This is a genomic window from Streptomyces qaidamensis (assembly GCF_001611795.1).
In the GTDB taxonomy this organism is placed as follows: domain Bacteria; phylum Actinomycetota; class Actinomycetes; order Streptomycetales; family Streptomycetaceae; genus Streptomyces; species Streptomyces qaidamensis.
The window spans coordinates 1,658,078-1,680,440 of record NZ_CP015098.1 but is presented as its reverse complement, the minus strand read 5'-3'; the positions used below and the strand labels follow the sequence as shown (position 1 = coordinate 1,680,440).

19 protein-coding genes are annotated in these 22,363 nt (G+C 72.4%); 13 read left to right on the top strand and 6 right to left on the bottom strand.

Features of this window, described 5'->3' with window-relative positions:
- Positions 1–293 precede the first annotated feature (293 nt).
- On the top strand, positions 294–1,721 hold the full coding sequence (locus tag A4E84_RS07210; RefSeq protein WP_062925743.1) for an RsmB/NOP family class I SAM-dependent RNA methyltransferase: 1,428 nt from the start codon (positions 294–296) through the stop codon (positions 1,719–1,721).
- On the opposite strand, the gene A4E84_RS07205 is transcribed toward A4E84_RS07210, so the two are convergent.
- On the bottom strand, positions 1,702–3,843 hold the full coding sequence (locus tag A4E84_RS07205; protein WP_062925742.1) for an MMPL family transporter: 2,142 nt from the start codon (positions 3,841–3,843) through the stop codon (positions 1,702–1,704). The two genes, A4E84_RS07210 and A4E84_RS07205, sit on opposite strands and share 20 nt — an antisense overlap.
- 139 nt (positions 3,844–3,982) lie before the next feature.
- Between A4E84_RS07205 and rpe the strand changes: the two genes are divergently transcribed.
- The 8 genes from rpe (at position 3,983) to A4E84_RS07165 (ending at position 11,844) form a co-directional block, all read left to right on the top strand.
- Positions 3,983–4,669 carry a ribulose-phosphate 3-epimerase gene (gene rpe, locus A4E84_RS07200; RefSeq protein ID WP_062925741.1) on the top strand — a complete coding sequence of 229 codons (687 nt, stop codon included), beginning with the start codon at positions 3,983–3,985 and terminating at the stop codon, positions 4,667–4,669.
- Positions 4,670–4,747: 78 nt separating this feature from the next.
- Positions 4,748–5,791 carry a sugar-binding transcriptional regulator gene (locus A4E84_RS07195; protein ID WP_062925740.1) on the top strand — a complete coding sequence of 348 codons (1,044 nt, stop codon included), beginning with the start codon at positions 4,748–4,750 and terminating at the stop codon, positions 5,789–5,791.
- 24 nt (positions 5,792–5,815) lie between these two features.
- Positions 5,816–6,169, top strand: coding sequence for a barstar family protein (locus tag A4E84_RS07190; RefSeq protein WP_062931351.1), 354 nt, complete (start codon positions 5,816–5,818; stop codon positions 6,167–6,169).
- Positions 6,170–6,277: 108 nt separating this feature from the next.
- Positions 6,278–7,720, top strand: coding sequence for a GuaB1 family IMP dehydrogenase-related protein (locus tag A4E84_RS07185; protein WP_062931350.1), 1,443 nt, complete (start codon positions 6,278–6,280; stop codon positions 7,718–7,720).
- A gap of 300 nt (positions 7,721–8,020) precedes the next feature.
- A complete protein-coding gene (locus A4E84_RS40440) occupies positions 8,021–8,416 on the top strand; it encodes a GNAT family N-acetyltransferase (RefSeq protein WP_063827492.1) in 396 nt (131 codons plus the stop codon).
- Between the two features lie 162 nt (positions 8,417–8,578).
- On the top strand, positions 8,579–10,048 hold the full coding sequence (locus tag A4E84_RS07175) for an amino acid permease (protein ID WP_062925739.1): 1,470 nt from the start codon (positions 8,579–8,581) through the stop codon (positions 10,046–10,048).
- A gap of 10 nt (positions 10,049–10,058) precedes the next feature.
- The gene (locus tag A4E84_RS07170; protein ID WP_062925738.1) at positions 10,059–10,511 is read left to right on the top strand and encodes an Lrp/AsnC family transcriptional regulator; all 453 of its coding nucleotides are present in this window, start codon (positions 10,059–10,061) and stop codon (positions 10,509–10,511) included.
- 136 nt (positions 10,512–10,647) lie between these two features.
- Entirely contained in the window at positions 10,648–11,844 is a 1,197-nt protein-coding gene (locus A4E84_RS07165) for an MFS transporter (protein WP_062925737.1), read from the top strand.
- On the opposite strand, the gene A4E84_RS07160 is transcribed toward A4E84_RS07165, so the two are convergent.
- Entirely contained in the window at positions 11,813–12,349 is a 537-nt protein-coding gene (locus tag A4E84_RS07160) for a hypothetical protein (RefSeq protein WP_062925736.1), read from the bottom strand. The two genes, A4E84_RS07165 and A4E84_RS07160, sit on opposite strands and share 32 nt — an antisense overlap.
- Positions 12,350–12,668: 319 nt before the next feature.
- Here A4E84_RS07160 and A4E84_RS07155 point away from each other — a divergent pair, with 319 nt between their 5' ends.
- Both A4E84_RS07155 and A4E84_RS07150 read left to right on the top strand, forming a co-directional pair.
- Positions 12,669–13,457: a carbon-nitrogen hydrolase family protein gene (locus tag A4E84_RS07155; protein WP_062925735.1), complete on the top strand. Its 789-nt coding sequence runs from the start codon at positions 12,669–12,671 to the stop codon at positions 13,455–13,457.
- Between the two features lie 50 nt (positions 13,458–13,507).
- Positions 13,508–15,220, top strand: a complete 1,713-nt coding sequence (locus A4E84_RS07150) for a flavin monoamine oxidase family protein (RefSeq protein WP_062925734.1) — start codon at positions 13,508–13,510, stop codon at positions 15,218–15,220.
- 12 nt (positions 15,221–15,232) lie between these two features.
- Here A4E84_RS07150 and A4E84_RS07145 read toward each other — a convergent pair whose 3' ends face one another.
- Positions 15,233–15,946 (bottom strand): DUF5995 family protein, encoded by a 714-nt coding sequence (locus tag A4E84_RS07145; protein ID WP_062925733.1) that lies wholly within the window; start codon positions 15,944–15,946, stop codon positions 15,233–15,235.
- A 175-nt stretch (positions 15,947–16,121) separates the two neighbouring features.
- On the opposite strand from A4E84_RS07145, the gene A4E84_RS07140 reads away from it, so the two are divergent.
- Positions 16,122–17,261 carry a glycoside hydrolase family 6 protein gene (locus A4E84_RS07140; protein WP_062925732.1) on the top strand — a complete coding sequence of 380 codons (1,140 nt, stop codon included), beginning with the start codon at positions 16,122–16,124 and terminating at the stop codon, positions 17,259–17,261.
- On the opposite strand, the gene A4E84_RS07135 is transcribed toward A4E84_RS07140, so the two are convergent.
- Together A4E84_RS07135 and A4E84_RS07130 are read right to left on the bottom strand one after the other, a co-directional pair.
- A complete protein-coding gene (locus A4E84_RS07135) occupies positions 17,240–18,619 on the bottom strand; it encodes a uracil-xanthine permease family protein (protein WP_062925731.1) in 1,380 nt (459 codons plus the stop codon). The two genes, A4E84_RS07140 and A4E84_RS07135, sit on opposite strands and share 22 nt — an antisense overlap.
- A gap of 88 nt (positions 18,620–18,707) precedes the next feature.
- Positions 18,708–19,913 carry an MFS transporter gene (locus tag A4E84_RS07130; protein ID WP_062925730.1) on the bottom strand — a complete coding sequence of 402 codons (1,206 nt, stop codon included), beginning with the start codon at positions 19,911–19,913 and terminating at the stop codon, positions 18,708–18,710.
- Positions 19,914–20,049: 136 nt separating this feature from the next.
- Between A4E84_RS07130 and A4E84_RS07125 the strand changes: the two genes are divergently transcribed.
- A complete protein-coding gene (locus A4E84_RS07125; RefSeq protein WP_062925729.1) occupies positions 20,050–21,420 on the top strand; it encodes an ROK family transcriptional regulator in 1,371 nt (456 codons plus the stop codon).
- Between the two features lie 115 nt (positions 21,421–21,535).
- Here the strand turns inward: A4E84_RS07125 and A4E84_RS07120 are convergent, their stop codons facing one another.
- Complete coding sequence (locus A4E84_RS07120) at positions 21,536–22,327, bottom strand: SDR family oxidoreductase (RefSeq protein ID WP_062925728.1); 792 nt, start codon at positions 22,325–22,327, stop codon at positions 21,536–21,538.
- Positions 22,328–22,363: the final 36 nt, after the last annotated feature.

Below are 22,363 nucleotides of genomic sequence, written 5' to 3'. Positions count from 1 at the left end.
CGGTCCGGCGCGGCGCCCTACTGCCGGTCACGGCACGCTGCCGGTGACTCGGAGGCGGAAGCCGGAGCGGCGCCGGCGACGTGGCTCGGTGCCCTGCTGCCGGCCGCGTCCCGCTTTGGCGGCGCCGGCGGCGACGTGGCCCGCGGCTCTGCTGCCGGTCCCGTTCGGCGACTCCGCGGCCGACGCCGGAGCAGCGTCGGCGACCCGGCTCGCCCCCCGCTGCCGGTCACGCCCCGGTCGCGGCGGCGTAGGCTGGACGGCGCACTTCTTCTCACCCCCGGAGCACCTTTTTCGTGAGCGAACAGCCCCGTCGAGCCCGCACGTCAGGCAAGCCCTACCGCCGGCCCAAGAAGGACCCCGTCCGCATCCTCGCCTTCGAGGCCCTGAGGGCCGTGGACGAGCGGGACGCCTACGCCAACCTCGTCCTCCCGCCCCTGCTGCGCAAGGCGCGGGAGAAGGAGGGACCCGAGACGTTCGACGCCCGGGACGCGGCGCTCGCCACCGAGCTGGTGTACGGGACGCTGCGGCGGCAGGGGACGTACGACGCGGTCCTCTCCCACTGCGTGGACCGGCCGCTCGGGGAGGTCGATCCGCCGGTGCTGGACGTGCTGAGCCTCGGCGCGCACCAGCTGCTCGGCACGCGGATCCCGACGCACGCGGCCGTGTCGGCCACCGTCGAACTCGCCCGGGTCGTGCTCGGCGACGGGCGGGCCAAGTTCGTCAACGCCGTGCTGCGCAAGGTCGCGCAGCACGATCTGGACGGCTGGCTGGAGCGGGTCGCGCCGCCCTACGACGACGACCCCGAGGACCATCTCGCCGTCGTGCACTCCCACCCCCGGTGGATCGTGTCCGCGCTGTGGGACTCCCTCGGCGGCGGCCGCGACGGCGTCGAGGAGCTGCTGCGCGCCGACAACGAGCGGCCCGAGGTGACGCTGGTGGCGCGGCCCGGACGGGCCACCGCCGAGGAACTGCTCCGCGAGGACGCCGCCGTGCGGGGGCGCTGGTCGCCCTACGCCGTGCGGCTGACCGAGGGCGGGGAGCCGGGTGCCATCGCCGCCGTGCGGGACGGGCGCGCGGGCGTGCAGGACGAGGGCAGCCAACTCGTGGCGATCGCCCTCGCGGGCGCGCCCCTGGACGGGCCCGACCGGCGCTGGCTGGACGGATGCGCGGGGCCCGGCGGCAAGGCGGCACTGCTCGGCGCGCTGGCCGCCGAGCGGGGCGCACTGCTGGTCGCCTCCGAGAAGCAGACCCATCGCGCCGGGCTGGTGGCCAGGGCCCTGGACGGCAATCCCGGGCCGTACCAGGTGATCGCCGCCGACGGGACCCGTCCGGCGTGGCGGCCCGGCAGTTTCGACCGGGTACTGGTCGACGTGCCGTGCACGGGCCTCGGGGCCCTGCGCCGCCGCCCGGAGGCCCGCTGGCGGCGCCGCCCGCAGGACCTGGAGGGTTTCGCGCCGCTGCAGCGCGGGCTGCTGCGCACCGCCCTGGAGTCCGTGCGGGTCGGCGGCGTCGTGGGCTACGCGACCTGCTCGCCGCATCTGGCCGAGACCCGCGCCGTCGTCGCCGACGTGCTCAAGCAGCACCCGGACACCGAACTCGTCGACGCCCGGCCGCTGCTGCCCGGCGTACCGGACCTCGGCGAGGGGCCCGACGTGCAGCTGTGGCCGCATCTGCACGGGACCGACGCGATGTACCTGGCGCTCATCCGCCGGACCACCTGACCCCCGCTCCCACGCTCTCCCGGGCCGCCGCACCGCCGTCCTCGCGGGCCAGCCGGTGCGGCCACCACACCTTCGGTCCGACGTCCAGGAACAGGGACGTCACCAGCACCGAGCGCACGATGAAGGTGTCGATGAGGACGCCGAGGGCGACCGCGAAGCCGATCTCGGCGAAGGCCACCATCGGGAGGGTGCCGAGGGCGGCGAATGTGCCGGCCAGGACCAGGCCCGCCGAGGTGATGACCGCGCCGGTGGCGGCCAGGCCGGTGACCACGCCAGGCCTGGTGCCCTGACGGGCCGCCTCCTCGCGGATGCGGGTGGTCAGGAAGATGTTGTAGTCGATGCCCAGGGCGACCAGGAACACGAACACGAACAGCGGGAAATCGGTCGCCTCGCCCGCGTAGTCGAAGAGGTACCGGAAAGCGAGCGCGCTGATGCCGAGTGCGGCCGTGAACGACAGGATCACCGTGCCGATCAGCAGCAGCGGGGCGATCAGGGCCCGTAGCAGGACGCAGAGGATCAGCAGGACGACCACCAGCACCAGCGGGATGATCAGCATGTTGTCGTGCGTGGTCGCCTTGTCCATGTCGAGCAGGGCCGCCGTACCGCCGCCCACCTTGGCGTCGGCGTCCGGCACCGCGTGCACGGCGTCCCGCACCCGCTCCACCGTCTGCTTGGCGGCCTCGCTGTCCGCCGGGGCGGTCATGGTGGCCTCGAAGAGAACCTTGCCCTCGAAGGCCGGTTTCGTGCCGGGCGGCAGACCGAGGGACTCGGGGACCACGCCCTGGGTCCCGGCGACCGCGCGGCCCACCTCCACGGCCTGCGCCTGGTTGCTGACGACGACCAGCGGATCACCGCTGCCCGCCGGGAAGTAGCGCGCGGACACCTCCTGGCCGGTGATCGAGTCCGGCTTCCCGGTGAAGGCGTCCGCGTTGCCGATGCCCTCCGCGCGCAGCTGGATCAGGCCCAGGGAGCAGACCGCCAGGGCGAGCGCCGTGACGGCCCAGGTCATGCGCGGGCGGCGGGCGATACGGCGGCCCGTGCGCGCCCAGACGCCGCGCTCGGTCGGCTCCGGGGAGCCCAGGTGCGGGATCACCGGCCAGAAGATCCACCGGCCGAAGATCACCAGCAGCGCCGGGAACAGGCTCATCATCGCGAGCAGGGCGACGGCGACACCGATCGCGGCGACCGGGCCCAGACCGCTGGTCGAGTTCATCTCGGCGGTCAGCAGCACCAACATGCTCAGGACGACCGTCGCGCCCGAGGCGAGCACGGCCGGACCGGCACGGTGCAGGGCCAGGGCCATCGCCTCGTGCCGGTCCTTGTGGCGGCGCAACTCCTCCCGGTAGCGGGCGACCAGCAGCAGGGCGTAGTCCGTCCCGGCGCCGAAGACGAGCACCGTGAGGATGCCGGCGCTCTGGCCGTTGACCGTCAGGCCCGCGTGCTCGGCCAGTACGTAGATCAGCGCCTGGGAGGTGAACAGCGCGCAGACCACCGCGATCAGGGGGACCAGCAGCAGGGTCAGGCTTCGGTAGGTGATGAGCAGCATGACGATGACGACGGTCATCGCCGCGAACAGCAGCGTCGAGTCGATGCCCTCGAAGGCCTCCGCGAAGTCCGCCGAGGTGCCGCCCGGGCCGGTGATGTGCACGCTCAGCCCGTCGCCACCCGTCCCGACGTCGTCCCGGATGGACTCCACGGCGGGTGAGATCCGCTCCCAGCCCTCTTCGTCCATCATGATCGGTACGAAGACCTGCGCCGCCCGCGGATCGGTCTGCCGGTCGAACACCGGCCCCCGGGTCTGCTCACCCATGATGCCGTGGTCACGGAGCTGCTCGAGCTGCGTGACGTCCTCGGCGATCTCCGCACGGTCCTGCGCCGTCAGGCCGCTGTCCCGCGCGTAGATCACCACCGCCGGGATCTGCTCCGGCCGGAAGCCCTCGGAGATCTCCAGCACCTGCGTGGACTCGGCGGACCCCGGCAGCCAGGACGCGGCGTCGTTGTCCTGGGCATCGGTCAGTTTCATGGCGAACGGCGCGGCGATGAACAGCACGACCACCCAGACGACCAGCACCAGCCACTTGGCCCGCCGCCCGCAGACGAGATGCGCGACGCCCTGCTTCATGACATCCCCTTCGCGGAAGCGCCCCACCAGGGGCGCGGGGAACTGCGCGAACGACCCACGACGGCCCGCGGTCGACGTAGCACCGGTTCCACCCGGTACCGATGCTCACAACCCCCGGAGGGCATGGCAGTCTTAGGACATGGCCGCGCAGATCAACCCCAGCATCCTGTCCGCAGACTTCGCTCGCCTCGCGGACGAGGCGAAGGCCGTGGAAGGAGCCGACTGGCTCCACGTCGACGTCATGGACAACCATTTCGTCCCGAACCTCACGCTCGGCGTGCCGGTCGTGGAGTCGCTCGCCCGTGCGACGGACACCCCGCTGGACTGCCACCTGATGATCGAGGCCCCCGATCGCTGGGCGCCCCAGTACGTGGAGGCGGGGGCCGGTTCCGTCACCTTCCACGTCGAGGCCGCCGCCGCCCCCGTCCGGCTCGCCCGTGAGATCCGGGCCAAGGGCGCCCGCGCCTCCATGGCGCTGAAGCCCGCGACCCCCATCGAGCCGTACGAGGACCTGCTCCCCGAGCTCGACATGCTGCTGATCATGACGGTCGAACCGGGCTTCGGGGGGCAGGCGTTTCTCGACATCATGCTTCCGAAGATTCGCCGCACCCGCGAGTTGATCAGCAAGCACGGACTGGAGCTCTGGCTCCAGGTCGACGGCGGAGTTTCCGCTTCCACCATCGAGCGGTGCGCGGACGCCGGAGCCGACGTCTTCGTGGCCGGATCGGCGGTCTACGGGGCAAACGACCCGGCCCAGGCGGTACGTGCACTACGCACCCAGGCGGAGGCGACGACGGCCAAGGCCTCCTGGGCCTGCGACCACTGAGCCACAGCAAAGTGAACGGCTCTCATCAGGGCTGATCATCCGCGCCGGATCTGCAAGGATGAACGGCGAATCCAGAGTGTGAACAGCAGTGAGGAGATCGCCGTGTCGGGTATGTCGGCGGGCCGGTCAGCCATGCGGATGGGACCCGCTGAGCTGGTGCAGGCGGCGGCCATGGCCCGCCGCTTCTACCTCGAGGGCAAATCCAAGATCCAGATCGCGGAGGAGTTCGGCGTCAGCCGCTTCAAGGTGGCCCGGGTCCTGGAGACCGCCCTCGAACGGGATCTCGTGCGTATCGAGATCCGTGTGCCTGCGGAGCTGGACGCCGAGCGCTCGGACGCGCTCCGCGCCCGCTACGGCCTCAGGCACGCTGTCGTGGTGGAGTCCCCGGCCGAGGCCGAGGAGACACCCGACCCCGAGAACCTGGGAGAGGTGGCCGCCGACCTGCTCGGCGAACTGGTCGACGAAGGTGATGTGCTGGGCCTGGCCTGGGGCCGCTCCACCATCCACATGGCGGCGGCGCTCGACCGGCTGCCACCGTGCACGGTGGTGCAGCTGACGGGCGTGTACGACGCCGGGACCGCCGAACGCGGCTCGGTCGAGGCAGTGCGCCGCGCCGCCCAGGTGGCCGGCGGGGACGCCCACCCCATCTACGCGCCCATGCTGCTGCCCGACGCGGCCACGGCCGCGGCGCTGCGCAACCAGACGGGCATCGCCCGGGCCTTCGAGCACTTCGACAAGGTCACCGTCGCCTGTGTCTCCATCGGGTCCTGGGAGCCGGGCATCTCCACCGTGCACGACATGCTCAGTGACGAGGAGCGGTCGCACTACGCGTCCCTCGGGGTCGCCGCCGAGATGTCCGCGCACCTCTTCGACGCCGAGGGCCGCCGGGTCGGCCGGGACCTGGGCGAGCGGTGCATCACGGTGAAGGCCGACCAGCTCCGCCGGATCCCCGAGGTCGTCGCGATCGCGGGCGGGCAGCGCAAGGGGCCCGCGATCGACGCCGTGCTGCGGTCGGGGCTCGTCACCAGCCTCGTGACGGACACGTCGGCCGCGGACTACCTGATGACGGCCGGCCCGGCGCCGAAGTCCGCGCTCAACCGGTCCGACCCGGACGGAGTCTGACGGATGGTCAGGCAGTCGCGCGGGGTGCCGGACGACCCGGCGGGCCGGATCGTGGTCGTCCTGGACCTGGGCGGGGTCACGGACAAGGCGGCCTTCATGGACCGCTGTGCCCGTGACCTGGCCCTGCCCGACTGGTTCGGCCGCAACTGGGACGCCCTCGCCGACTCCATGGCCGACCCCGCCCTCTGGCCCGACGGGGCCGGCGAGCGCGGCCTGCTGGTCGTCGTCCAGGGCTGGCGGACGTACGCCGAGACGCGGCCCGAGGAGTGGCAGGTCGCCGAGGAGATCTTCGCCGAGGCGACGGACCGGGGCCCTGGACTGTTCGTGACCCTCGGCCTTGGAGAATCCTCCGAGAGCCCCCCTGGCCAGCCTGGATGATCCGCTGGGGGTGGTTCGGCCGTCCGTCGTGGGAGAATGAAGTACGTGCTCTTTCCCCCTGGCCGGCCGGTCCGGGGGTCACCTCTGATCGACTGGGATGTGCAGCACGTGCGTTTCCTCAATGACATCCAGCCCGGGTACGACCTGACGTACGACGACGTCTTCATGGTGCCCAGCCGCTCCTCGGTGGGCTCGCGGCAGGCCGTCGACCTCAGCTCCCCGGACGGCACGGGCACCACCATCCCGCTCGTCGTCGCCAACATGACCGCCATCGCCGGCCGCCGTATGGCCGAGACCGTGGCCCGCCGCGGCGGCCTCGTGGTGATACCGCAGGACATCCCGAACGACGTGGTCACCGACGTCGTCTCCTGGGTGAAGAGCCGGCATCTGGTGCTGGACACCCCGATCATCCTGTCCCCGCACCAGACCGTCGCGGACGCGCTGGCCCTGCTGCCCAAGCGCGCGCACAACGCAGGCGTCGTCGTCGACGGGGACCACAAGCCGGTCGGCGTGGTCACCGACGCCGATCTGTCCGGCGTGGACCGCTTCACGCAGCTCGCCGAGGTCATGTCCCGGGACCTGCTGCTCATCGACGCGGACATGGACCCGGGCCAGGCCTTCAACACCCTCGACCACGCCAACCGCCGCTACGCCCCGGCCGTGCACAAGGACGGCACGCTCGCCGGCATCCTGACCCGCAAGGGCGCCCTGCGCGCCACGCTCTACACACCGGCCACCGACGGGCAGGGGCGGCTGCGCATCGCCGCCGCCGTCGGCATCAACGGCGACGTGGCGGGCAAGGCCGAGCAACTGCTGGACGCGGGAGTCGACGCGCTCGTCATCGACACGGCGCACGGCCACCAGGAGTCGATGATCAGCGCACTGAAGCTGGTGCGCGACCTCGACCCGCAGGTGCCGATCGTCGCGGGCAACGTGGTCGCCGCCGCTGGTGTGCGCGACCTGATCGAAGCCGGCGCGGACATCGTCAAGGTCGGTGTCGGACCCGGCGCCATGTGCACCACGCGCATGATGACCGGCGTCGGCCGGCCGCAGTTCTCCGCCGTCCTGGAATGCGCCGCCGAGGCGAAGAAGTACGGCAAGCACGTGTGGGCCGACGGCGGCGTCCGCCACCCCCGCGACGTGGCCATGGCCCTCGCGGCCGGTGCGTCCAACGTGATGGTCGGCTCCTGGTTCGCGGGCACCTACGAGTCCCCGGGCGACCTCCAGCACGACGCCCAGGGACGCGCGTACAAGGAGTCCTTCGGCATGGCGTCCGCGCGTGCCGTGCGCAACCGCACCTCGGAGGAGTCCGCGTACGACCGTGCCCGCAAGGCGCTGTTCGAGGAGGGCATCTCCACCTCCCGCATGTTCCTCGACCCGGCCCGCCCGGGCGTCGAGGACCTGATCGACTCGATCATCGCGGGCGTCCGCTCCTCCTGCACCTACGCCGGCGCGGGCTCCCTGGAGGAGTTCGCGCAGAAGGCCATCGTCGGCATCCAGAGCGCCGCCGGCTACGCCGAGGGCAAGCCGCTGCACGCCAGCTGGAGCTGACGGGCTCGCCCCGACGCCAAGGCCCCCGGCGGGAAAGACCGGGGGCCTTCGTGCGTGCCCGGGCCTACCGTCGAACGCCAGGAGATCCTCCACCGCCGCACCGCCGCACCGCCGCACCGCCGCACCGCCGCACCGCCGCACCGCCGCACCGCCGCACCGCCGACGTGGCGCTGCTCGACCGGTACATCGGCTCGCCGAACGCCACCTCGTTCCACGCGCGCCGCCACGAACGCCAGGAGCGGGGCCTGAGCAGCTACCTCGTCGCCTGGCGGGGCGGGCGGCCCGTTCGGGCACACGGAGGTGCGCTGGGGCGGCTGCGACGCCGCCGTACGGGCGGCGCTGCCCGGCTGCCCGGAGATCAACGCGCTGAGCGTGTGGCCCCCGGCGCGCTCGCACGGCATCGGCACCGCCCTGATCGAGGCGGCCGAGGAACGCGCCCGTGAGCCGGGCCGCACGGCCATCGGTCTCGGCGTCGCCGAGGACAACCCGCGCGCCGCCGCGCTGTACGCCCGGCTCGGCCATCAGCCCCCGGTCCCCTACGTCGGCCGCTGGTCGTACCAGGACCACGCGGGCGTCACGCGCGAATGTGCCGAGAGGCTCACGTTCCTCGTGAAAGCGCTGTCCCGAGCAAGCCGTGCGCAACGGACGCAAACAGCCGTGCAACGAACCTCCGGCCCTCCGCGAGGAACGCAATGATCTTGCGGGTATGCGCAAGGTTGCTGCATTTCACCAGCAACGCCGTTGCTCATAGGCTGTCGCCTCGTACGTGGCGTGGCGGGGACTCCGCTCGGTGGGTCCCTGCTCAAGGGTGCCCGCGGTCCCTGCCGCCCTGACCGGCAGCGACAAGGAGCCAAGCGCGTGCTCGACCAAGGCGCACCACCGCAGAACCCAGGCCAGACAGCCGCCCCCGCATCCCCCGGCATCGGTGCGCGCCTCATGCGCCGCAAGCCCGTGGAACGCCTGGTCGCAGAGGGTGGTCAGGGCGAGGGAGGGTCGCTGCGCCGCACCCTCGGGCTGTGGCAGCTCACCATGATCAGCATCGGTGCCACCCTCGGCACCGGCATCTTCGTCGTGCTCGGCGAGGCCGTCCCCAAGGCGGGCCCGGCCGTCACGCTCTCCTTCGTCATCGCCGGCCTCACGGCCCTCTTCTCGGCCCTGTCCTACGCCGAACTGGCCGGCTCCATCCCGGTCTCCGGCTCCTCGTACTCGTATGCGTACGCAACGATGGGCGAGCTGATCGCCTGGATATGCGGCTGGTGCCTGGTCCTGGAGTACGGCGTGTCGGTCGCCGCCGTCGCCGTCGGCTGGGGCGAGTACCTCAACGAACTGCTCGACGGCACCATCGGCGTCACCATCCCGGCCGCCCTGTCCGCCCCGCCCGGCGACGGCGGCGTGTTCAACCTGCCGGCCCTGATCGTCGTGCTGCTGGCGATGGCGTTCCTGCTGGGCGGCGCCCGCGAGTCCGCCCGCGCCAACACCGTCATGGTCATCGTGAAGATCGCCGCGCTGGTGATGTTCTGCGCCATCGGCGTGCAGGGCTTCCGCTCCGGCAACTACGAGAACTTCATGCCGCTCGGCATGGCCGGGGTCAGCGCCGCCGGCGCCACCCTGTTCTTCTCCTACATCGGCTTCGACGCCGCCTCCACCGCCGGGGAGGAGGCGAAGAACGCCCAGCGCGACCTGCCCCGCGCGATCATGCTGTCACTGGTCGTCGTCACCGCGCTGTACGTCCTCGTCGCCGCCGTCGCCGTCGGCGCCAAGCCGTGGGAGAACTTCACCGACTCCGAGGCCGCCCTCGCCCAGATCATGCGCGAGGTCACCGGGCAGACCTTCTGGGGCACGCTGCTCGCCTTCTGCGCCGTCATCGCCATCGCGAGCGTGGTGCTGACCGTGCTGTACGGCCAGACCCGCATCCTGTTCGCCATGTCCCGCGACGGGCTCGTGCCGAAGGTGTTCGCCAAGGTCCACCCGAAGACCGGTGCCCCGCGCGCCAACACCCTCATCGTGTCGCTGTTCTGCGGTGTCCTGGCCGCCGCGATCCCGCTCGGGCAGCTCGCCGACGCCACCAGCATCGGCACCCTGTTCGCCTTCGCCCTCGTCAACGTGGCCGTCGTCGTGCTGCGCCGGACCAAGCCGGACATGCCCCGCACCTTCCGGGTCCCGCTCTCGCCGGTCATGCCCGCGCTGGGCTTCGCCTTCTGCGTCTGGATGATGGGCAGCCTGTCGACCGTGACCTGGGTCGTCTTCGGTGTCTGGATGGCCGCCGGGCTCGTGTTCTACTTCGGGTACGGCTTCCGCCGCTCCCGACTGGCACCATCCGAGAAGTGATCGACCCACTGTGCTGAACGATCTCGACGAACGCATCGTGCACGCCCTCGCCGAGGACGCCCGCCGCTCCTACGCCGACATCGGGGGGCTCGTCGGCCTGTCCGCACCCGCCGTGAAACGGCGCGTGGACCGGCTGCGGGCCACCGGAGCCATCACCGGCTTCACCGTACGGGTGGATCCGGGCGCCCTCGGCTGGGAGACCGAGGGGTTCGTCGAGATCTACTGCCGCGGGAACACCTCCCCGGAGACCATCCAGCGGGGTCTGGAGCGCTACCAGGAGGTCGTGGCCGCGTCCACCGTCACCGGGGACGCGGACGCCATCGTCCAGGTCTTCGCCTCCGACATGCGCCACTTCGAACGGGTCCTGGAACGGATCGCCGGGGAGCCGTTCGTCGAGCGGACCAAGTCCGTGCTCGTGCTGTCGCCGCTGCTGCGGCGCTTCTCGTCCGGGTCGCCCACGTAACTCCGTGGCCCGCTCCACGAGACACCTCTAGCCTGGGTGTCATGACCTGGCGACATTGATCCACCAGCCGTGCCTCCCGAGGACCGCCTCGGACGCCGTACCTCCGGCGTCCGATCCGTCCTTCCGGGAAGGCCTCATGACACTCTCACCCGCACGCGTGCCCGCCACCGGCGTCCGCCGTCTGACACGCACGCTGTACGGCTACGCGTTCCTCGACGACTTCGTCCTGCTCTACCCGGTGTACGCGCTGCTGTTCGCCGACACCGGCATGTCGCTCTGGCAGATCTCCTCCCTGTTCGCGCTGTGGTCGATCACCGGTGTGGTGCTCGAAGTGCCCTCCGGCGCCTGGGCCGACGCCGTCTCGCGCCGCAGGCTGCTGTGGACCGGTCCCCTGCTCACCGCCGCCGGCTTCGCGCTGTGGGTGGCCGTACCGTCGTACGGGGCCTTCGCGGTGGGCTTCATCCTGTGGGGCGCGGGCGGGGCGCTCGGCTCCGGCGCTCTGGAGGCGCTGGTCTACGACGAACTGGACCGGCTCTGCGCCGCCGACCGGTACGCGCGGATCATGGGCCGGGCCCGGGCCGCGCGACTGCTGGGCACCGTGGCGTCCATCGGCCTGGCGGGGCCCGTCTTCGCGCAGGGCGGCTACGCGGCCGTCGGGGCCGCGAGCTTCCTGGCCTGCGTACTGACCGCGGTCACCGCGACCCGGTTCCCCGAGCACCGGGTGCGGGCGGACGACGCGGGTGACACCTGGGCGGCGACCCTGCGGACCGGACTCGCCGGGCTCCGTGGGGACCGTTCGGTGCGCGGCGCCCTGCTGCTGATCCCGGCCGTGGCCGCGGTATGGGGCGCACTCGACGAGTACACCCCCCTGCTGGTCCGCGACATCGGCGTCGCCGAGGCGACGGTGCCCTACCTGATCATGCTGATCTGGGCCGGCGTCACCCTCGGCAGCCTCCTGGCCGGACCGGCCGAACGGCTCGGCACGAGCGGGCTCGCGATGCTGCTCGCGGGCGCCGCCCTCGCCCTGGCCGTGGGAGCCGTGTCCCGCTCCCTGGCGGGAATCGCCCTCGTGAGCCTCGCCTTCGCGGGGTTCCAGCTGGCCGAGGTACTCGCCGACGTCCGTCTTCAGCACCGCATCGACGAGTCCCGCCGGGCCACGCTGACGTCCGTGGCGAGCCTGGGCACCGAGCTGGCCACGGTCGCCACGTTCGGCGTGTACGCGCTGCTCGGGACGGACTTGCCGCACGGCACGGTCTTCGCGGTGCTGGCGTTTCCCTACCTCGTGACGGCCCTGGCGTTGGCTAGAGCTCGGGCTGCCAAGGGACGACCGTGAAGTCGCCCGTCCCCTTCTTGACCTTCTCGAAGGGGGCGGAACTCACGCACTGGGGCGGTTCATTGCCCTCGCCGGGACGGCCCGTCGAGGCCCAGCTGTAGCCGAGCCGGTCGTGGCGGCCGAGGTCGTGGACGGTGACGCCGACGCGCTTGCCCTCGGCGCCCGGCAGGTCCGACTCGGTGATCACACCGGAGACGACGGCCACCTTGCCGCCGGTGACCAGGCAGTCGACCTCGACCTCGGCCCGGGCGCCGGAGCCGTTCAGATAGTGGCTGAACCGGAAGGTGCCGGTGGCCTTCATCGGATCGGCCTTGTCCTTCGCGGCCAGATGCGCGTCGAACGAGAACGTGATGTCGTCCCCGGCCGAGCGGTACAGGTCGGCGGTGCCGGTGAGGGCCGCGGCCTCCCGTTGCCGGGGCGCGTCCGACGCGGTCGCGGCCGAGGCCGCCCCGGCGGTGAGCAGCAGTGCGGAGCCGAGCACGACGATCTTCGTACGGCGCTTCATTTCGGTCCTTTCCGCAGGTCGACTGGACAGCCCCTACTCTCCCGGCCCGGTGCGGCCAGGACATCGCGCGCAGGGCGGGACTCCGTCTCCGCCGCACGGCGGGGGAGACGGGGACGGGCCCGGGCTCCGAGGAGGAGCCGGGCTACGACTCAGGGCGCGCAACGAATCGCCGCCCGTGCCCGGACGCACGCAACGAACCGTTCACCGGCGCGCAACGGCTCCTTCTTGTCCGCCCTGGTCAGCCGCCCGTACCGTCTACGTGGCCCCTCCAACGACCCGGTGGGCCCTTTGACCACCCTTCGCCCGGTGAGGAACACGCATGCGCACCGCCCTGCTCCAGAGCTCCGGCCGCCCCGGCTCCACCGTCGAGAACCTCAAGGTCCTCGACGAGGGCGCGGGCCGGGCCGCCGCCGCGGGCGCGGGGCTGCTCGTGACGCCGGAGATGTTCCTGACCGGGTACGCGATCGGCGACGCCGTCGCCCGCCTCGCCGAGCCCGCCGACGGCGAGTGCGCGGACGCGATCGCCGAGATCGCGACGAGGCACGGTCTGGCGATCGCCTACGCGTATCCCGAGCGCGACGGCGACGCCGTGTTCAACTCCGCCCAGCTGATCTCCGCCGACGGCACCCGGCTCGCGAACTACCGCAAGACCCACCTCTTCGGCTGCTTCGAGCGCGACCACTTCACGCCCGGCGACCAGCAGATCGTCCAGGCCGAGATCGACGGCGTACGCGTCGGCATCCTCATCTGCTACGACGTGGAGTTCCCGGAGAACGTCCGGGCCCACGCCCTCGCCGGCACCGACCTGCTCGTCGTGCCGACCGCGCAGATGCACCCGTTCCAGTTCGTCGCCGAGTCGATGATCCCGGTGCGGGCCTTCGAGAACCAGATGTACGTCGCGTACGTCAACCGGGCCGGCCGGGAGGGCGAGTTCGAGTTCGTGGGCCTGTCGACGCTCGCCGGTCCCGACGGGATCGCCCGCACCCGGGCCGGTCGCGGTGAGGACCTCGTCCTCGCCGACGTCGATCCCGCCTTCCTCGCCGCCTCGCGCGAGGCCAACCCGTATCTGCTCGACCGGCGGCCCGGTCTCTACGGGCCGCTCGTCTGACCACCCCCGCTGAACCGCCCGTTCGTACCCGTGCAAGGAGTCCGTACCCCATGACGTCCACCGTGCCCAACGCCGTCGAGCACGCAGACGCGCAGCAGCCGCCGATCACCATGTTCGGCCCGGACTTCCCGTACGCGTACGACGACTTCCTCGCCCACCCGGCGGGCCTCGGGCAGATACCCGCGACCGGGCACGGCACGGAGGTCGCGGTCATCGGCGGCGGCCTGTCCGGCATCGTCGCCGCGTACGAGCTGATGAAGATGGGCCTCAAGCCGGTCGTGTACGAGGCCGACCAGATCGGCGGCCGGCTGCGGACGGTGGGCTTCGAGGGCTGCGACGAGTCGCTCACCGCCGAGATGGGCGCGATGCGCTTCCCGCCCTCCTCCACGGCCCTCCAGCACTACATCGACCTCGTCGGCCTTCAGACCCGGGCCTTCCCCAACCCCCTCGCCGAGGCGACCCCGTCGACCGTCGTCGACCTCAAGGGCGAGTCGCACTACGCCGAGACCATCGCCGACCTGCCCCAGGTCTACCGGGACGTCGCCGAGGCCTGGAACCGGTGCCTGGAGGAGGGCGCCGACTTCTCCGACATGAACCGCGCCCTGCGCGAGCGGGACGTCCCGCGCATCCGCGAGATCTGGTCCCGGCTCGTGGAGAAGCTCGACAACCAGACCTTCTACGGCTTCCTCTGCGACTCCGAGGCGTTCAAGTCCTTCCGGCACCGCGAGATCTTCGGCCAGGTCGGCTTCGGCACGGGCGGCTGGGACACCGACTTCCCCAACTCCATCCTGGAGATCCTGCGTGTCGTCTACACCGAGGCCGACGACCACCACCGCGGCATCGTCGGCGGCTCGCAGCAGCTGCCCCTGCGCCTGTGGGAGCGTGAGCCGCAGAAGATCGTCCACTGGGCCCAGGGCACCTCGCTCGCGAGCCTGCACGAGGGCGGCGAGCCCCGCCCGGCCGTGACCCGGCTGCACCGCACCGCCGGCAACCGCATCACGGTGACCGACGCCCACGGGGACATCCGCACCTTCCAGGCGGCCATCTTCACCGCCCAGTCCTGGATGCTGCTGTCGAAGATCGCCTGCGACGATTCGCTCTTCCCGATCGACCACTGGACGGCGATCGAGCGCACGCACTACATGGAGAGCTCCAAGCTCTTCGTCCCGGTGGACCGGCCGTTCTGGCTGGACAAGGCCGTCGACGACAGGGGGAATCCGACCGGCCGGGACGTCATGTCGATGACGCTCACCGACCGTATGACGCGCGGGACTTACCTGCTCGACGACGGCCCGGACAAGCCCGCCGTCATCTGCCTCTCCTACACCTGGTGCGACGACAGCCTGAAGTGGCTGCCGCTGTCGGCGAACGAGCGGATGGAGGTCATGCTGAAGTCGCTCGGCGAGATCTACCCGAAGGTCGACATCAGGAAGCACATCATCGGCAACCCGGTGACCGTCTCCTGGGAGAACGAGCCCTACTTCATGGGCGCCTTCAAGGCCAACCTCCCCGGCCACTACCGCTACCAGCGGCGCCTGTTCACGCACTTCATGCAGGACCGGCTGCCCGAGGACAAGCGAGGCATCTTCCTCGCCGGCGACGACATCTCCTGGACGGCCGGCTGGGCCGAGGGTGCCATCCAGACCGCCCTCAACGCGGTCTGGGGCGTCATGCACCACCTCGGCGGCACGACCGACCCGACCAACCCGGGCCCCGGCGACGTGTACGACGAGATCGCCCCCGTGGAACTGCCGGAGGACTGAGCTGCCCAGGGGCTAGAACCGGAGCGGCGGCTCGGTCAGGGGCGTGAGCAGCATGCGCCCCGCGAAGCCGACCGCCGTGTCCAGGTGCTGCGTGAACTCTTCGGCGACATCGCGGAGTTCACGCAGAGCCCACAGGGCCCGGGCCGCGGTCCAGGCGGCGTCCCGGGCGCGGTCCAGGCTCCAGGAGCCGAGCAGGTGGGTCAGCGGGTCGGCGATCCGGAACAGGTCGGGGCCCGGCATCAGATCGTCGCGGATGCGCTCCTCCAGCGAGACGAGGAGATCGCCCACCATGTCGAACTCGTCCTCCAGATCGACGGGAGCGCAGCCGAGCGTACGGCAGGTGTCCACGACGGCCAGCGCGAGATCGTGCCCGATGTGCGCGTTGATGCCCGCCAGCGCGAACTGCAACGGACGTACCCCGGGATGGCGGCGCAACTGGAACAGCGGCCGCCAGCAGGCCGGCGGGCGCCGCTCGTCCGCCACCGCCTCGACGGCCGCCAGGTACCGCTCGGCGAACCGTACGTCCAGCGTGATCGCGGCGTGGGCGTCCGCGAACCGCCCGGTGTCGACGTACCGGTCCACCGCCTCCGTCACGGCGAGGTAGACGCGGTTGAAGACCGCCACCCCGTCCCGCGGGTGCAGGGCCGCGTCGAGCGCGCGCATACGGGAGATGACGGCGTCGACCGGAGTGTCCACGGCTGGGGGGACTTGTTCGCATCGCGGCATGCGGGCAGAGTCGCAGCTCTAGGCTGGCGGGAGCACCGGCGGGCCCGGCTCTTCCCCGAAACGGGGGAACAGTGCCCGCCGCAGGGGGAGGGGGAGCAGCACCGTGTCAGGCTCGCGTGCCCAGCGACTGGCCGCCCGCAGGGCAGGGCGCAGGCGTGCCGCCCGGCGTGGCGCGATGGTCGTGGCGGCCTCGCTCGTCGTCGTGGCCGGCGCGGTCACGGGGGTCCTCGCCGCGTTCGACGACGGTGGACGGACCTCCGACGAGGCCGGCCCTCCCGAGGTGCCGGCCTCGCCCCGCCTGGCGCCGCTGCCGGCGGTGCCGGCGTCGTCCGCACCGGCCAACACCGCATCCGCCTCGCCCTCGCCCTCGCCGTCCCCGTCCGCGCGCCGGACGACGACCCCCACGCCCGCCAAGCCCGCCGAGAAGCGGGAGCAACGCACGGCCGTTGCCGGACGGCTCTACCGCCACCCCGACTCCCAGGTCCTGGAGTGGGTCCGCTCCCACACCGGCGACCCCCGGCACGCGGTCATCGCGTCCCGTATCGCCGAGCAGCCCGCGGCCGTGTGGTTCGCCGACTACTCCCCGGACACCGTCACCGCCCGGGTCGCCGCCGTGACCTCGGGCGGGGCCGCGCTCGGCCGGGTGCCCGTCGTCGTGCCGTACGCGATCCCCGGCCGGGACTGTGGGGGCCACTCCCTGGGTGGCGCGCCCGGCCTGGACGCCTACGACGCCTGGATCGACCGGTTCGCGGCCGGGCTGGGCTCGGGCGAGGTCATCGTCGTCCTGGAGCCCGACTCGGTCGCCCAGGCCGAGTGCCTCTCCGCCGGTGAACGCGCGGACCGCTTCGCCTCGCTGGCCCGGGCCGGCCGCGTCCTGAAGGCCGCCAACCCCCGGGCCCGGGTGTACTTCGACGCGGGGCACTCGGGCTGGAACGCGCCCGGCAAGCAGGCGGCCTGGCTCAGGCAGGCCGGTGCCGCCTCACCCGAGTCCTCCGACGGCATCTTCAGCAACGTCTCCAACTTCCACACCACCGCAGACGAGGTCGCCTACGACCGGCGGGTCCTCGACGCGCTCGGCGGCCCGGCGGGCCTCGGCGCGGTCATCGACACCAGCCGCAACGGCAACGGCGCCCCGGCCGACGGCGAGTGGTGCGACCCGGCGGGCCGGGGGCTGGGCCGGACCCCGACCCTGAGCACCGGCGAGGCCAGGATCGACGCCTACCTGTGGGTGAAGCTGCCGGGGGAGTCGGACGGCTGCAAGGGCAGGCCGGGGACGTTCACGGCCTCGTACGCCTACGACTTGGCGTCGTCGTAGGAGGAGGTGCCCTCGTCCAGCAGGGGCGCCTGCGTCTTCAAGTGGGCGGGGGCGAAGGCCCGCAGGGCGTGGTAGCCGGTGATGACGACGACGGTGCCGAGTGCGATGCCGCTCAGCGAGAACGTGTCCGAGAACTTCAGGGAGACGTTGCCGACCCCGATGATGATGCCCGCGGCCGCCGGGACCAGGTTCAGCGGATTGCGCAGATCCACCTTGGCGTTGATCCAGATCTGCGCGCCGAGCAGGCCGATCATGCCGTACAGGATGACGGTGATGCCGCCGAGCACCCCGCCCGGGATCGCCGCCACGACCGCACCGAACTTCGGGCAGAGGCCGAACAGCAGGGCGAAGCCGGCTGCGGCCCAGTACGCGGCCGTCGAGTACACGCGAGTCGCGGCCATCACGCCGATGTTCTCGGAGTACGTGGTGTTGGGCGGGGCGCCGACCGCGGTGGACAGCATCGAGCCGACGCCGTCGGCCGCGATCGCCGTGCCGAGCTTGTCGTCCAGCGAGTCGCCGGTCATCTCGCCGACCGCCTTCACGTGCCCGGCGTTCTCCGCTACCAGCGCGATGACGACCGGCAGGGCGACCAGGATCGCCGACCACTCGAACGACGGGGCGTGCAGGGTCGGCAGCCCGATCCAGTCGGCCTGGCCAACGCCGGACAGGTCGAGCCGCCAGTGGTCGGTCAGCTTGCCGCTCGCGTCCACCGAGTGGATCCTGCCGAAGACCAGGTCGAACACCCAGGAGATGCCGTACCCGAAGACCAGCCCCAGGAAGATCGCGATCCGCGACCAGAAGCCGCGCAGGCAGACGACCGCCAGACCGGTGAACAGCATCACCAGCAGGGCGGTCCACTGGTCCTGCGGCCAGTAGGTCGAGGCCGTCACCGGCGCCAGGTTGAAGCCGATCAGCATCACCACCGCGCCGGTCACGATCGGCGGCATGGTGGCGTGGATGATCCGCGCCCCGAAGCGCCGCACGGCCAGCCCCACCAGGAACAGCGCGCCCCCGACGACGAACACCGCTCCCGTGACGGTCGCGCTGCTGCCGCCCTGCGCGCGGATCACCGCCGCCACGCCGACGAAGGAGAGCGAGCAGCCCAGGTAGCTGGGCACGCTGCCACGGGTGGCGAGCAGGAACACGACGGTCGCGACGCCCGACATCATGATCGCGAGGTTCGGGTCCAGGCCCATCAGGACCGGCGCCACGAAGGACGCACCGAACATCGCCACGACGTGCTGGGCGCCGAGCCCTGCCGTGCGGGGCCAGGAGAGCCGCTCGTCGGGGCGGACCACCGCGCCGGGCGCCGGAGTGCGTCCGTCGCCGTGCAGTTTCCAGCGGACGCCGAGATCCATGGTGCGGTTTCGCTTTCGTCGTGCGTGCGAGTGTCCGGACCATTGTCGGGGTGTGCCCACCGTGCCGATGACCGGGGCGGGTGTCTCCTCAGGGCCTCGGGTCGGGAACCGCCGCGTCCGTCCGGCCGATCTTCGTCCGCTCGCCGGGGCGGAGCACACCCGCGAACGCCACCAGGCCGCACGACAGCGCCGTCACCAGGCAGAACGACACCATCAGGCTGGTCGCCTGCGCCAGCATGCCGATCGCGCTCGGCGCGATCAGCCCCGAGGTGTAGGTGATGGTCGCGACGCCCGCGATGGCCAGGCTCGGGTTGGATCCGCTGCGGCCGGCCGCGGCGAAGCACAGCGGCACGACGACGGCGATGCCCAGGCCCATCAGCGCGAACCCGCTCATGGCCACCGCCGGATGGTCCGCGACGACGATCAGCAGCCCGCCGAGGACGGCGAACACACCGCTCGCCCGCACCGTCCGGACGGCACCGAAGCGGTCCACGATCCTGTCACCGGCGAGCCGGGCGACGGCCATGGTGAGCGTGAAGCCCGTCGTGCAGGCCGCGGCGAGACCGGCCGAGGTCTCCAGCTGCTCGCGCAGGTAGACCGCCGACCAGTCCAGGCTGGCGCCCTCCGCGAACACCGCGCAGAAGCCGATCGCGCCGATGAGCAGTGCCGAGCGGGGCGGCAGCGCGAAGCGCGGCGGCGGCTCCTCGTCCTCGGCCGGCTGCAGGTCGAGCACCCACTGGCAGGACAGCACGCCGACGACGGTGAGGACCGCGGCGGCCAGGAGGTGGTGCAGGCGGGCGTCCGAGCCGAGGTGCGCGGCGAGCGTGCCGGCCGCCGAGCCGACCAGGGCGCCCGCGCTCCACATGCCGTGCAGCCCGGACATGATCGACCGGCCGAGGCGGTTCTCGACCTCGACCCCCAGTGCGTTCATCGCCACGTCCGCCATGCCCGCCGTCGCGCCGTACGTGAACAGGGCAAGGCACAGGGTCAGGAGGTTCGGGGCGAGGGACGGCAGGACCAGGGACAGCGTCCACAGTGCGATCAGTCCGCGCAGCGCGTTGCGGGCGCCGAAGCGGTGGCTGATGCTGCCGGCGAGGGGCATCGCCACGGACGCGCCGAGCGCGGGGAAGGCCAGGGCGATCCCCAACTGGCCCGCGCTCACGCCCGCGTGGTCCTGGATCCACGGCACCCGGGTCGCGAACGAGCCGGTCACGGCGCCGTGCACGGCGAAGACGGCGGCCACGGCGTACCGGGACCGCTTCACCTCGCGCTGTTCGTCGACCACCTTGCCCATTCTGCGGTCCCCCTCCAGGTCGCTGCCGTGCTCGTGCCCGGTGCGGGCGTAAACTATCAGGAACCCTGCCTGATAATAAGAGGGTCTCCCGGGCAGGCCACGGCCGACGGCTCCGCCCGTCTGGAAGGATCCCGGCATGCCCGCATCCCCGAGCACCGCCCGGGCCATCAACGACCGGCTCGCCCTGCGTCTGCTGCAGCAGGAAGGCCCGTTGACGGCAGGGCGGCTGAAGCAGCTGACCGGTCTGTCCCGGCCGACCGTCGCCGACCTCGTCGAACGCCTCACCGCCGCCGGACTGATCGCTGTGGTCGGCGAGGCGGGGGAGCAGCGGCGCGGCCCCAACGCGAAGGTCTACGGCATCGTCGCCGACCGGGCGCACCTGGCCGCCCTCGACGTCCGCACCGAAGGCGTCTCCGTGGCCGTCGCGGACCTGGTGGGGCGGGTGCTGGCCGAGGCGTCGGTGCCGATCGGCGGAGACACCGGAACGGGTCCCGCCGTGGAGCAGGCGGTCATGCTGGTCGAGCGCGCTGCGAAGGAGGCCGGTGCCCACCGCCTGCACACCGTGGGGATCGGTGCGCCCGGTCTGATCGACCCGTCCAGCGGTGAACTGCGCGACTCCACCGGGCTGCCGGAGTGGCACCGCCGGCTCGTCGCCACCCTCCAGGAGCGGCTGCCCGAGGCCCGCGTCAGCGTCGAGAACGAGACCAACCTCGCGGCACTCGCCGAGCAGCGTGACGGAGCGGCCCGGGACCGGGACACGTTCGTCCTGCTGTGGCTGGGCCACGGAACGGGAGCGGCCGTGGTCCTCGACGGCGCCCTCCGGCGCGGCGCCTCCGGTGGTACGGGAGAGATCGGCTTCCTCCCGGTCCCGGGTACGAGCGCGCTGCCGACCTCGACGGACTGCGAGGGCGGCTTCCATTCGCTGGCAGCCGCGGCCGCGGTCGTGGACCTCGCGGTGGAGTGCGGGGTTGCGGTGGCGGCGGGGCAGGAGCCCTCGACGGTGGGGGTGGTGCGGGCTGCCGCCGCGATGGTGAGGGAGGCGGTGGGCCGGGTGCCGTGCGCGACCCCGCCGGGGCGGCCGGACGGGGTGCCGTGCGTGACTCCGCCGGGGCGGCCGGACGGGGTGCCGTGCGTGACTCCGCCGGGGCGGCCGGACGGGGTGCCGGAGGTGGCGGCCCGGGCGTCCTCGTCGGGGGATTCCGGCCCCGCCTTCCGCTTCCTCGACGCCCTCGCCGACCGTATCGCCGTCGGCGTCGCCTCGGTCGTCGCCATCCTGGACCCCGGATGCGTGGTCCTCGGCGGGGAGGTCGGGCAGGCCGGCGGCGGCTGCCTCGCCGCGCGCGTGCAGGACCGGATCGCCCGGATGACGCCGCTGCCCACGGAGGTGCGGGCCACCACCCTGGGCGGTGGCGCGGTCCTGCGCGGTGCGCTTCTGAGGGCCCGGGACCGCGCCCAAGAGGAACTGTTCACGCCGGGGGAGCGGGTGCCGCAGCCGCCCCCGGGTTGATGGAACGCGACGCCCTGGCTGTCAACCGCGGGTGCCTGGGCCGCCCTTGGCGGTTGCTTCCTGCTCCGCCGGGTGCCTAAGGCCTTGGCGGTTGCTTCCCGCTCCGCCCCGGTGCCTACGCCCCCGGCCGGCCCTCCCCGCCCCGCCCGCTCTCCGCCCGCACCTGGCCGCTCCCGAACCGCCTCGCCAGGTACTCCTCGAACGACCCCGTGCCCACGGCCCGCTCCGGCGTCAGATGCCCCCCACTCCGGAAGCCCCGGTACGCCGCACCCCACAGCGGCACGTTCACCACCGCCCGCCGTCGCCCGGACGCCTTGAGATACGCGCGGGCCAGCGACTCGAACGTCCGCACCTCGGGCCCGCCCATGTCCTCGACCCGCCCCGCCGGCGCACCCGCCGCCAGCTCGGCCAGCCGGTCCGCGACCTCGGCGACCTCGACCGGCTGGTCCCGAAGGCCGGCCGGCAGGAACAGCACCGGCAGCTTCGACAGCCCCTGGAGCATCATGACCAGCAGGTCGTGGAACTGGGTCGCCCGCAGCACGGTCCAGCCGAGCCCCGACTCCTCGACGAGCCTCTCCACCGCGAGCTTGCTCTTGTAATAGCGGAACGGCACCCGGTCGACGCCGACGATGGAGACGTACACGAGGTGGGGCACACGCGCCCCGCGTGCCGCCCTGATCAGGTTCGCCGCCGCCTCCTCATCCCCCTTCTGCGACGACGCGCAGTGCACGATCGTGTCCACACCGGCGACCGCCGCGTCCAGCCCGGCACCGCCCTTTCGCAGGTCGACCGCGTACGGCTCGCTGTGCCGGCTGAGTACCCGCACCTCGTGCCCGCCCGCGCGCAGCCGCTCGACGACGAGCCGGCCGAGCGTTCCGGTACCGCCGGTCACCAGGATCGTGGTCATGCTGTTCAGTCCCTTCCGACGCCCGGCGCTCCCGGA